This is a genomic window from Calditrichota bacterium (assembly GCA_016867835.1).
Taxonomy (GTDB): Bacteria; Electryoneota; AABM5-125-24; order Hatepunaeales; family Hatepunaeaceae; genus VGIQ01.
The window spans coordinates 1-11,323 of record VGIQ01000094.1; the positions used below are offsets into that span (position 1 = coordinate 1).

Sequence of the window (11,323 nt, forward strand, 5' to 3'; positions counted from 1 at the left end):
CGGTGACAACTGATGGGTCAGGAAGGGAAGCAGCAGGAACCCTACAAGGCGGGTCAGGACATTGCCCGCGCCATAGACGAGCGTCTGTCCGGCAAGACGGCGCAGGTCGGCAAACATCAGGACTATGCGGTTTCGAGAAGTCGGGCTGAGCCGATCAGCAAGTCTTCCCGGAACGGCGGCGCCATAAGTTGGACTCCGACAGGCAACCCCCGGTCATCGGTTCCGACCGGAATCGAAAGGGCCGGTATGCCTGCAAGGTTGGCGGTTACGGTGAAGATGTCCGAGAGATACATCGCCAGCGGGTCGCTGATGCGCTCGCCGATCTTAAACGCTGTCGTGGGGGTCGTGGGCGTCAAAAGGAGGTCGAACCGGTCGAAGGCGGCGAGCAACTCATCCCGAATGAGCCGCCTCACCTGCTGCGCCTTGCGATAGTAGGCATCGTAGTAACCGCTCGAGAGGACATAGGTGCCGAGCATGATCCGCCGTTTCACCTCCGGACCGAATCCGGCTTGTCGGGAGAGGCGGATCACATCGCCGCTGCTGTTATCCTCTGCCCGCGGCCCGTAGCGCACGCCGTCGTAGCGCGCCAGGTTGGAAGAAGCCTCGGCCGGGGCGATGATGTAATAGACCGGAATGGCGTAGCGTGTTAGAGGCAGGGAGCACGGTTCGACACGGGCTCCGAGCGAACGAAGCCGCTGGCCAGTCTTCTCGACCTCGCGGGCGACTTCGGGGGAGACGCCTTCGCCGGAAAACTCGACCGGCAAGCCGATCCTCAGCCCCGCCGGGTCGATGACGCCGTTCGACGCGCTGGGAACCGGCTGGTCCGAGGAAGTATTGTCTCGCGGATCGAGCCCGGCCATTACCTCGAAGATATGCGTCATTTCTTCAGAAGATTGGGAAAAGAGACCGATCTGGTCGAGCGACGATCCAAAAGCCACCAGGCCGTATCTTGAAATCCGGCCATAAGTCGGCTTTAGTCCCAATAGCCCGCAAAACGCAGCCGGCTGACGAACCGAACCGCCGGTCTCAGATCCCAATGCCGCGGTAGCGATACCTGCCGCCACAGCCACCGCCGATCCCCCCGAAGATCCGCCCGGCACCCGCGCCTCGTCGCAGGGATTCAGCGCTGGGCCAAAAGCCGAGTTTTCGGTTGAAGATCCCATCGCAAACTCGTCGAGATTGGTCTTGCCGATAACGACGGCTCCGGCGTCGATGAGTCGCTCGAGCGCCGTCGCGGTGAAGAGGCTCTCGTAACCGGCAAGTATCTTCGAGGCGCAGGTGAGAGGGACGCCCTCCAGTGCGATGTTATCCTTGACTGCGAGGACTACGCCGGCCAGGGGAAGCAGTTTGCCGCGCATTTGCTCGTCATCGACCCGCTTCGCCTGTCGGCGCGCCAGTTCGGGCGTCAACGTGACAAAGGTGTTGAGATGCGATTTGGCCTTGGCAGATTCAAGAGCCGCTTCAACCAAGGCAACAACGGATGTCTCGTTCCGGGCGAGCGCTTTCTGCCGGGTGTCGAAGGATGCGGTAAGGTAGTTCAAGTGGCTACGATGTCAGATTGTTCGATAGTGGGTCATGAGGCCGGTTCCCGCGCATCACTCCTTTTTCCCATCCTTCATATTCTTAATATCATCAATCGCGTCGAGCCCCATTTCGCGTTTCATTTCGTTCCACGAGCGGCGCAGATCGCGCAGCATACGGCCCCAGGTTCGCGCCATCTCGGGAAGCCGTTTGCCGCCGAAGAGAACGAGCGCCGCCAGGATGACGACGGCGATTTCGGAACCGCTCACGTTCGCGCGGCTTCACGGCGGGCGCGCCGCTTGAGGGCGATCGATGAGGTTATGATACCGACCTCATAGAGGATAATGAGCGGCCCGGCGATGAGCAGTTGCGAGAAGACATCGGGGGGGGTAATGATCCCGGCGACGATTAGTATGCCGATGATCGAGTGCCGCCGGTATTGCCGCAGTTGCGGAGGCGTTACTGCGCCGATCATTGCTGCGGCATAGATGATCAACGGCAGTTCGAAGACGACTCCAAAAGCCAATAGAAACTGTAGGTTAAAAGAGACGTAACTGGCCAGCGACCAGCCTGCTTCGATCGGCCCGGTCGCGAAGGAGGCAAAGTATTCGGTTGCAAATGGCAGCACCGTCCAGCCAAACGCCGCTCCGCCTACGAAAGCCACCACCGATAACGCAATCACCGGGACGATGGTCTTTTTCTCGCGGGCATAAAGTCCGGGACTGATGAATCCCCATACCTGCCCGAGCCAATAGGGCGACGAAAGGAAGAGTCCGGCTACGAACGAAGCCTTCAGGTGGGTCAGGAAGCCCTCCGCCGGAGCGAGGAGAGTCAACTTTACATTGCCCGACGCCACCGCCGGCCGAGTAAGAAACGCGATGATCGCCTCGGAATAGTAAAGCGCCACAGCGGTGGCTATGGCGATGCCAATTAGCGCCCTGGTCAGCCTTCGGCGCAGTTCATCGAGGTGGCCGAGAAAGGACATCCCGCCGCCGGTGGGTTCGTTAGTAGTCGCGGGATTTGCCATTCCGGATGTGCGGGATGAGGTAAAGATACCCCGACGCCGAGGCGGGCATCAGTTTCGCGCGAGAAAGTCAACTGCCGATTGAAAAAGCCCCAAGCCGTCCGGACTGCCCAGCAGCGGATCGCACCTCCGCTCGGGGTGCGGCATCATCCCGAGAACGTTGCCCGTTTCGTTGATGATACCGGCTATGCCGCGGCTCGCCCCGTTGGGGTTGAACTCCGGCCCGGTCCGTCCCTCCCGGTCGCAGTAGCGAAAGACAACACGGCGGGTTGACTCGATACGGTCCAGGTTGTCCTCGGGCAGGTAGAAGTTGCCTTCATTATGCGCAATCGGAATCTTCAACACCTGGCCCAAGGTGTAACGGCTGGTGAAGGGGGTATCCGTTCGCTCTACGCGGAGATAGACCTCCCGGCAGATAAAGCGCAATCCCGCGTTGCGGCCCAGCGCGCCGGGCAGCAGCCCGGCTTCGGTCAGGATCTGGAAGCCGTTGCAGACGCCGATTACGAGTCCTCCGCCATCGGCAAACCGGACGACATCCTCCATCACCGGTGCAAACCGGGCGATTGCGCCGGAGCGGAGATAATCGCCATAACTGAACCCCCCCGGTAGGACGACGCCGTCCAGACCGTCGGGAAGTCGTTCCCGGTGCCAGACCGGGACGACCTCCTGACCGGCGTGGCGCGAGAGGGCTTCGATAGCGTCATGATCACAGTTCGACCCGGGGAAGATGACGACCCCCCACCGGGTTCGGGCATGCACTGGCATTTGGCGACTTATCAGTAATGGAACGCGGCCTGGCTGAGGAGGGTCGGCTATGCTGCCCGGAGGGCATTGATGATGTTCATTCGAGCGGCCCGTATAGCCGGAAGGAAGCCCCCCAGAAATCCCATGGCAACACCGAAGAGAATACTCCCGATGACGATTCCCGGCGATAGCGTGAATCCAAAGACGATCTCCGAGAAACTGTTGAAATTCATAGTCGAGAGTTTCACCAGCGAGAGGCTCGAAGCCAGCACCACACCAAGCAGCGCGCCAACCAGCGAAATCAGCATCGACTCAGCCAAGAAGACCGCCAGAATGCTGCGCCGCCGAAAGCCGAGACTGCGCAGCGTCCCAATCTCGACCGTTCTACCGGCAACCGCTCCATACATCGTGATCATCGCGCCCAGCGTCGCTCCGGCGCTGAAGACAACGGTCACAAAGATGCCCAATATGCGGATGAAGGTGGCCAGTTCCTGCGACTGCCGCGCAAAGTATTCTTTTTCCGTAATAGCCTCAAATTGCTTCAACCGGACATCCTCATCGAAAGCGCGCAGGATTGCCGGCAGACTTTCCCGACGGTCGAGTTTCAGCGTCAGCGACGAGCAGGTATTCCCGCGCTGAAAGGCGCTGCGCAGTTGATCTGCATCGCCCCACATCTCGGAGTTGAAGCCACCGCCGCACTCGAACGTCCCGACCACCTCCCATAGATCGCCAGCAAACTTCACTTTGCTGCCGATATCGCCACCCGGAAACCGCTTGACGATCTCCTCGGCGGCAACCAACTCCCGTAGCGCCGGGTTGAAAGCCCGGCCGCGAATGATGCGAAAGCCAGGCCTTAGCGCTGAAACGTGCGACGACACCCCGCGCACCGTGACGTTGCTCATTCCACCTGAAGCCTTGTTCAGGTTGATGACCACGACCGGCTCGGCCGATGCAATCGGCTCACCCTCCGGGGTGCGCGCCACCTGAGGCAGGCTCGTCGCTATAGCCCGAACATCGCCGGTAACGATGCTCGCTATCTCGCCGTTGGCGCCTTTGCGTGTGATGATGACGTTATCCTCGGAACCAGTCGAGGCAAGGGTCGAGTCGATCCCGTTCGACATCATCAATACCGCCGAAAAGACGAAGACGACCAGCGCGACACCGGCTACCGTTGCCGCAATCGTCGTCTTGCGGTGACGGAGGTTCTGAATGGCATATAGATATGGAACGGCCATTTATTAGAGATGTTTACACCTTGACTCAGAGATTACCGACGTTGACCGTAGCGCCGCCATCCTGGCGGCAGGTCGGAGCCAGCAAGATGCTGGGGCTACGAACTATTGATGCCATTATCCGGCGAACCGAATACCTTCGACGATTGTCGCTCGCGCCACCCGCCGAATCGGGAAGATCGCCGCCGCCAGCGCGATAAAAACGACGGCCAACGCAAGCAGGAACACCGTAATCGGTTCCAGTTGAAAGATCGGGAACCAGGCCTTGGGCACCGCTTCGGCAAGCCCGGCAATCAAGGGGGCTATCAGCCCCAGTCCCAGCGTCCCGCCGACGATCGACAGTATGGTAGATTCCATCAGGATCAGTGCCGAAATCTGGCCCACCGAAAAGCCGAGTGTCTTCAGGACGGCGTATTCCCGGGTTCGCTCCCGCGCGGCCATCAGCATCGTATTGGCTACGACCAGCAGGATGATCGCCACAATCGTGAACGAGACGAAGTTCATCGCCCCGAAGATCGCGCCAAACGAGGCGATGAACCCGCGAGCGAATTCGTTTTCGGTCTCGGTCTTCGTCTCCGCCGCTGAATTCCGGAAGAGGTCGTCGATCTGTGCCGAAATCTCTGCTGCCCGATTTCCATCCGCGATCTTGGCCGTTAGCCAGCCGGTCAGGTTCGCGCGGGTAGGCCAATCTTCAGCCACCCGTTCGTTCAAATAGTGCCAATGAAAGACCATCGCGGTGGCGTCGGTGCTCTTGAACTTCGGCTGGTAGATTCCCGCAACGATGAAGTCCCAGGTTCCCGGGTAGATGTCGCCTTCGAGTGTGATCTTGTCACCGATTTTGAAACCATATTGCTTCGCGATATCGGCGCCTACCACACAGGCATTGCGCTGCTTCTTGAAATTCTCGGTCTCCTCCGGTGTCAGCATATACTCCGGATAGACCTCGAAGAAGGTCTCCGCGTCGATGGCGAATCGGGCGAAGAAATTCTGCCGGTCGATGTAGATCCCGCCGAACCAACTGGAGTGGGTGACCGACTCGATGCCTTCGATCTCCCGGACCTTGTCGAAGTAAGCCAGTGGCAGGGGAAAGATGAACGACACCGCCTGCCGGGTCACCAGCCGGTCCGCTTGAGCGGCATCGATCCCGACATTCCAAGCCGTTACGACGGTGCGCAACACTCCGAACGCCATCAACGCCACCGCCATTGCCAGTATGGTGAGCAACGCCCGGAAGCGATGACGAAAGGCATTCTTGAATGCGAGTCGAAAGAGCCTCATGCTGCCGCTCCGATCAGATCGCCCTTGTCGAGGTGCATCACAGATTGGGCTGCTTCGGCAGCGTGAGGATCGTGCGTGACCATAATGACCGTCTTGCCGAATTCGGAGTTGAGTCGCTTGATGATGGTCAGGATTTCGGCAGCCGAATTGCGGTCGAGGTCGCCGGTCGGCTCGTCGGCAACGAGGATCTTGGGGTCCGAGACGATAGCCCGGGCGATAGCCACGCGCTGCTCCTGACCGCCGGATAGTTGCTTGGGATAGTGCTTCATCCGGTCGGCCAGCCCGACGATACCGAGCGCGGTTTCGACGTGCTTGCGACGCTCAGCCTTATTCAACTTCGTGAGCAGCAGCGGCAAAGCCACATTGTCGAATGCTGTCAGGACCGGGATCAGGTTGTAAAACTGGAAGATGAATCCGACATTATCGGCTCGCCAGCGCGCCAGTTGCGACTCGCTCATCCGGCCGATTTCAGCGCCTTCGACGACGATCTCGCCCCTGGTCGGGCGGTCGATGCCGGCGATCAGGTTGAGTAACGTCGATTTGCCCGACCCCGACGGCCCCATCAGCGCGAGGAAGTCGCCCTGCTGGACGTTCAGGTTGATATTGTGCAGCACCGGTATCTCGTGCCCGTCTCTAAAGTAGGACTTGGCGAGGCCGGTAACTTGTATTGCAGGTGGCACGATTCTATGAATGGTTTGTTGCTTCGATACGAAACTACCGGCCCCGCGCCGGTTTGGCTTCCACCTTGGTACCGACGGCCAGTTCCGAAGTTGCCCTCTCCACAACCCGGTCGCCGGATTGCAGTCCGCTGCGAATTTCAGTGTAATTCCCGATGACTGATCCCGTTACGACCGCTCGTTCGATGATCCGTTGGTCTTCCACCATCAGGACCACGGTCTGCCCGGCGCGATTGGCAATTGCCGCTGTCGGCACCGTAAGCACCGCCGGCAGAGGCGTTGCATTCCCGCCGGCATCGTCCTTAAGGAAAGTTACCTTGGCGCTCATCTCCGGCAGCACCCGGTTGTCATATTGCCGGAAACCGATCTTCACCATCACCGTCCCCTTGGAGCGATCGGCGGTAGGGATAATACTCGTAACGTAGCCGGCATAAGAAACCGTCGGATAGGCATCGAGCCGCACTTCGCAGGGGGCGCCGAGGGCGATCTTCTGAATGTTAGACTCCGACACATCGGCTTCGACTTCGAGGGAACCGAGATCGGCAAGGGTAACCACCGCCGCCCGTGCCGAGACGCCCGCAGCCATCGGGGCGACGATTTCGCCGACGTCGGCGTTCTTGGTCAGCACCGTCCCGTCGAAAGGGGCGCGGATGACGGTATTTTCGAGCGCGACCTGAATGGCTCTGGTGCGCGCCTTAGCCATATCGAGCGCGGCCTCGGCGCGTCTGTGGGCAACCTCAGCAAGTTCGAGATCAAACTGTGCACCCACGTTGCCGGATGCCAGCCGTTGCTGCCGCTCGAGGTTCTTCTTAGCCTGCTGGAACTCCGCTTCGCCCAATGCCCGTTGGGCCTCGGCTTCGGCGAGCATCGCCCGGATATCATCGTCCTCGAGCCGCGCGAGAACATCGCCGCGCTTGACGGCGTCGCCCTCTCTAACGCTCAGCGCCACGAGTTGCCCGGTCGCCTTGGACGCGACGGCGGCTTTGCGCTGGGCAACGACGTAGCCGCTGCCGGAGAGCACCGAGCGCGCCTCGGCCGGCGAGCGCATTTGCGCGGCAACCAGTTCAACCTCGACCGGCGGGGCGATGAGCCGGTTCCACGCCAGATAACCGGCGAGGAAGACTCCCGCGACGGCAACGAGCGTAGCCAGCGTCCCCCAAAGGCTCCGGCGCGGCGGTCGTGCCGCCGGCGAGCGGTCCAATCTCAGTGCCGACAGATCGGCTTTATCGGAAGACAAGAAGTGAACAGCGAGTTATGATTGTGAGATGAGATGCGACTGCGCGGTTTCAAGCCTGATGATCGTATCGGTCGGATTGGAATCCGACCCTACGCGAATCACGACACAAATGGTCGGATCGGAATCCGACCCTACGCAAATCACTGAGTTATCAAGTGAGCAACTGCAAGGTGACCGGAGCAATACCCCCGTAATCACGTCTCAATAAGTTGGATCTCATACGTCTCCATCAACGGATTTGCCAGCAACTTACGGCTGAACTCCTCAGCCTGCGCCTGCACCGTTTCCGGCGAGCCATTCTCTACCTCCAACTCGATCAACTTCCCGATCCGGACGTCCTTCACCGCACCATAGCCCATCTGTTCCAGCGCCATCTGGACGGTCTTGCCCTGCGGATCGAGGATCGCCGGCTTAAGTCGCACCACCACGCGCACCTTCATCGCCGCCTCCGCAGTCTGTCATGAACCGGATCGTGCGGTGCGTCGCCATGTCCTTGACCGACGAGCAGTCCGAAGATTCCCATCGCCGGTCCCGAGAGCGCATATACCAGCATTAGCGGGAAGATCACCCGCGACGGTTTGAAGATGATCGCCGAAGCAATCACTGCCAGGGTCAGCAGACTCTGCCAAAGGTGCTTTCGGTCCGGCTTCACCAGAAGCGGCAGTTTGCGATAAGGAAACGTGCTCACCTCGAGCAGCGCCACGAGCGGAATCAACGCGAGCCACATTGGCAGCGTTGCGACGCCTTCGGGGTTCTTATAGGACGCGAGGAAGAATCCGACGAGCGTCAATGCTCCGGTCGGAATCGGCATCCCGACGAAACCCTTGGCACCCGGCCGTTCGCGCAGGATCACGTTGAACCGTGCCAGCCGCGCCGCACCAGCGGCCAACGGCAGGAACGCGATCAACGCCCCCGGCTGACCCATACGCTCGAAGAGCATCTGGTAAGCCAGCACCGACGGCGCCAAGCCGAACGATACGACGTCAGCCAAACTGTCCATCTCGGCGCCGAACTTGCTCGACGCGTTCACCATTCGCGCCACCGCGCCATCGACGCCGTCCAGGATGGCGGCGGCAATGATTAGCCATGCGCCCGAAAGATACCGGCCCTGGCTGATCAAGACGACCGCCCAGAAGCCGAAGAAGAGGTTGCCAAAGGTGATGAGATTGGGCCAGAAAGCCCGGCTATTGCGCATCCTTGAAGACTCCTATAACAGTCTCACCCGCTGCCACCCGGTCACCCACCGCGACCCGAATGGCAACGTTATCCGGCAAGTGCAGATCAACCCTTGAGCCGAACTTGATCATCCCGACTCGCTCGCCGGAATTGAGCGAATCGCCCGGTTTCGGATGAAAGACAATCCTTCGCGCCAGAAAGCCGGCAATCTGCGAAAAGGCGATCCGGCCCGAGGCAGTCTCCATCGCAATCATCGTCCGCTCGTTTTCACGGGAGGCCTCTTCTTTGAAAGCCGAAAGGAACTTCCCGTCGAAGTGCTCGACCGAGACCACCTTCCCGGCGGCGGGCGCCCGGTTGACATGGACATTGATCGGCGACATAAAGATGGAAACCCGCTTACCCGGCGGGTCGAGCGGGCTTCGCGGCGCCGGTCCGACCGAGATGATCTTCCCGTCCGCCGGCGACAGGATCAGTTCGGATCCACGCGGAGGCACCCGCTCGGGATCCCGAAAGAACTGCACCACCGCCAGGAACCAGAGCACCGCCAGCGCCGGCAGGAAGAGCAACCTCCCCCCATCGACCAGCAATGACGCCACGACCGCGACGAGCACCAGTGCAGCGCTCGCCGCGATAATCCCCGCGCCTTCCGGTGCCAGCCTCATTCCTCCCCTCCGGCAGGCACCTTAAGCAATCCGCTCAAGGACTTCCTGATAAGCCTTCTCGACTCCGCCGAGGTCGAACCGGAAGCGGTCCTTATCGAGTTTCTTGCTCGTCTTCTTGTCCCAGATGCGGCAGGTGTCAGGCGAGATCTCATCGGCAAGGATCAGTTCGCTGCCATGCCGGCCGAATTCCAGTTTGAAATCGACCAACACCAGACCGCGACGCTCGAAAAAAGACCTCAGCACCGCGTTGATCTTGGCCGTCAATCTGAAGATCGAGCGAACCTCCTCCTGTTTGGCGATGCCCATGGCAAAGGCATGATGCTCGTTAATGAGTGGGTCGTGGAGCGCGTCGTCCTTCAGGTAGAGTTCGAAGATCGGGTAGTTGAGCACCTGCCCTTCGTCAAGACCGAGTCGCTTCACCAGCGATCCGGCAGCAATGTTGCGCATCACCGCTTCGATCTTGACGATTTCGACATGCCGGGCCAGAAACTCGACCGGCCCCAGCCGCCGGATGAAGTGCGTCGGCACATGATACGATTCGAGGTAGGTGAAGAGAATGTCGCTCATGGCGCAGTTCACTTCGCCTTTGCCCTTGATTTGGCCTTTCTTGGTGCCGTCGAATGCAGTGGCGTCGTCCTTGAACTGGACGATTACCTGGTCCGGCTCCGAGGTGCTCCAGACCTTCTTGGCCTTGCCTTCGTAGAGTAGGTCTTTCTTGTCCATTGATAATAAACGAATAATGTGATGTTGCGACCGTTTGAGGGGCCGATAGGCAAGTCCGGTCAATAAATGACGAATATGCCAATCTTGTAATATAGGAAGGGTTGCCGGTGCAGTCAAGCGGCGTCGGAGAACAAGTCGCTCAGTTGCCAGTTGTTGGTGGATTGTCTGTTGAGTCGTTTTATCAGCCATACGAAAGTCGGCCGTCAAGCGCGATCGCTTCATTAACTATACCCAACGACGCGAGTCCTCGTCATTCCCGCGCAGCAGACTGTCCGAGAATAGACAGACTTGTGCCGTCGGGTGTCCTCACCCGACGACATGCTATTGTAAATAATAGATCATTGGTGTCAGGTGGGGACACCTGACACCACAAAACCGTAACGCCGCCATCCTGGCGGCAGGTCGTTGCCAGCAAGATGCTGGCGCTACGTTATCACCGTAACGCCGCCATCCTGCGGCAGGGCGTTGCCAGCAAGATGCTGGCGCTAAGTTATCACCGTAACGCCGCCATCCTGGCGGCAGGGCGTTGCCAGAAAGATGCTGGCGCTACGTTATCGCGGTTCAAGATTACTCCGTTTACCGCTTTCCTAACCTGATCTCCCTCTCCTCGGTGCTGCCACTGCGCCAGATGGTCAATTTCAGCATGTCGCCGACCCGCAGATCGGCGTTGCGCAGGAGGGTCAGCAGGTCATAGGGCGATTCGATTCGACGCCCTTGAGCCGCGACGATCACGTCGGCCGGCTCGAGTCCTGCCTTCTCAGCCGGACTGCCGCTTTCGACATCGGTTACCACCGCGCCGTGCAGGTCATTCAAACGGAGTGACCGCGCGATGAGCCGGGTAACTTCCCCCACTTGAAAGCCGATCCAGAAGTCCCGCTCGATCTTCCCGCGGCCTTTTAGGTCTTCGAAGAGCCGGTTCAATTTGTTCGACGGGATCGCGAACCCAAGCCCGATCGACCCGCCTCCCCCCTCGGTGAAGATCATAGTGTTCATCCCTATTAGATCGCCCTCCGCATTGACCAGCGGCCCTCCCGAGTTGCCCCGGTTGA

14 protein-coding genes are annotated in these 11,323 nt (G+C 59.9%); 1 reads left to right on the forward strand and 13 read right to left on the reverse strand.

Annotated elements, in window-relative coordinates; genetic code table 11:
• Nucleotides 1-122 precede the first annotated feature (122 nt).
• From gatA to FJY67_09305, 12 genes are all read right to left on the reverse strand, one after another.
• Nucleotides 123-1,541, reverse strand: a complete 1,419-nt coding sequence (gatA, locus tag FJY67_09250; protein MBM3329637.1) for an Asp-tRNA(Asn)/Glu-tRNA(Gln) amidotransferase subunit GatA — start codon at nucleotides 1,539-1,541, stop codon at nucleotides 123-125.
• 54 nt (nucleotides 1,542-1,595) lie between these two features.
• Nucleotides 1,596-1,790, reverse strand: coding sequence for a twin-arginine translocase TatA/TatE family subunit (locus FJY67_09255; GenBank protein MBM3329638.1), 195 nt, complete (start codon nucleotides 1,788-1,790; stop codon nucleotides 1,596-1,598).
• Nucleotides 1,787-2,548, reverse strand: coding sequence for a twin-arginine translocase subunit TatC (gene tatC / locus FJY67_09260; GenBank protein ID MBM3329639.1), 762 nt, complete (start codon nucleotides 2,546-2,548; stop codon nucleotides 1,787-1,789). Before tatC ends, FJY67_09255 begins: the two co-directional genes overlap by 4 nt.
• 48 nt (nucleotides 2,549-2,596) lie before the next feature.
• Entirely contained in the window at nucleotides 2,597-3,310 is a 714-nt protein-coding gene (gene purQ, locus FJY67_09265; GenBank protein MBM3329640.1) for a phosphoribosylformylglycinamidine synthase subunit PurQ, read from the reverse strand.
• Nucleotides 3,311-3,357: 47 nt separating this feature from the next.
• Nucleotides 3,358-4,524 (reverse strand): FtsX-like permease family protein, encoded by a 1,167-nt coding sequence (locus FJY67_09270; protein ID MBM3329641.1) that lies wholly within the window; start codon nucleotides 4,522-4,524, stop codon nucleotides 3,358-3,360.
• 114 nt (nucleotides 4,525-4,638) lie between these two features.
• Entirely contained in the window at nucleotides 4,639-5,799 is a 1,161-nt protein-coding gene (locus FJY67_09275; protein ID MBM3329642.1) for an ABC transporter permease, read from the reverse strand.
• A complete protein-coding gene (locus FJY67_09280) occupies nucleotides 5,796-6,491 on the reverse strand; it encodes an ABC transporter ATP-binding protein (protein MBM3329643.1) in 696 nt (231 codons plus the stop codon). Before FJY67_09280 ends, FJY67_09275 begins: the two co-directional genes overlap by 4 nt.
• Nucleotides 6,492-6,513: 22 nt before the next feature.
• The gene (locus FJY67_09285) at nucleotides 6,514-7,677 is read right to left on the reverse strand and encodes an efflux RND transporter periplasmic adaptor subunit (GenBank protein MBM3329644.1); all 1,164 of its coding nucleotides are present in this window, start codon (nucleotides 7,675-7,677) and stop codon (nucleotides 6,514-6,516) included.
• Nucleotides 7,678-7,907: 230 nt separating this feature from the next.
• On the reverse strand, nucleotides 7,908-8,153 hold the full coding sequence (gene purS, locus FJY67_09290; protein ID MBM3329645.1) for a phosphoribosylformylglycinamidine synthase subunit PurS: 246 nt from the start codon (nucleotides 8,151-8,153) through the stop codon (nucleotides 7,908-7,910).
• Entirely contained in the window at nucleotides 8,150-8,908 is a 759-nt protein-coding gene (gene pssA, locus FJY67_09295; protein ID MBM3329646.1) for a CDP-diacylglycerol--serine O-phosphatidyltransferase, read from the reverse strand. Before pssA ends, purS begins: the two co-directional genes overlap by 4 nt.
• A complete protein-coding gene (locus tag FJY67_09300; GenBank protein MBM3329647.1) occupies nucleotides 8,898-9,551 on the reverse strand; it encodes a phosphatidylserine decarboxylase family protein in 654 nt (217 codons plus the stop codon). Before FJY67_09300 ends, pssA begins: the two co-directional genes overlap by 11 nt.
• A 21-nt stretch (nucleotides 9,552-9,572) precedes the next feature.
• Nucleotides 9,573-10,274: a phosphoribosylaminoimidazolesuccinocarboxamide synthase gene (locus tag FJY67_09305; protein ID MBM3329648.1), complete on the reverse strand. Its 702-nt coding sequence runs from the start codon at nucleotides 10,272-10,274 to the stop codon at nucleotides 9,573-9,575.
• Between the two features lie 416 nt (nucleotides 10,275-10,690).
• On the opposite strand from FJY67_09305, the gene FJY67_09310 reads away from it, so the two are divergent.
• On the forward strand, nucleotides 10,691-10,870 hold the full coding sequence (locus tag FJY67_09310) for a hypothetical protein (GenBank protein MBM3329649.1): 180 nt from the start codon (nucleotides 10,691-10,693) through the stop codon (nucleotides 10,868-10,870).
• On the opposite strand, the gene FJY67_09315 is transcribed toward FJY67_09310, so the two are convergent.
• On the reverse strand, nucleotides 10,851-11,323 hold a 473-nt coding region (locus FJY67_09315), incomplete at its 5' end, for a PDZ domain-containing protein (protein ID MBM3329650.1). The genes FJY67_09310 and FJY67_09315 overlap by 20 nt on opposite strands.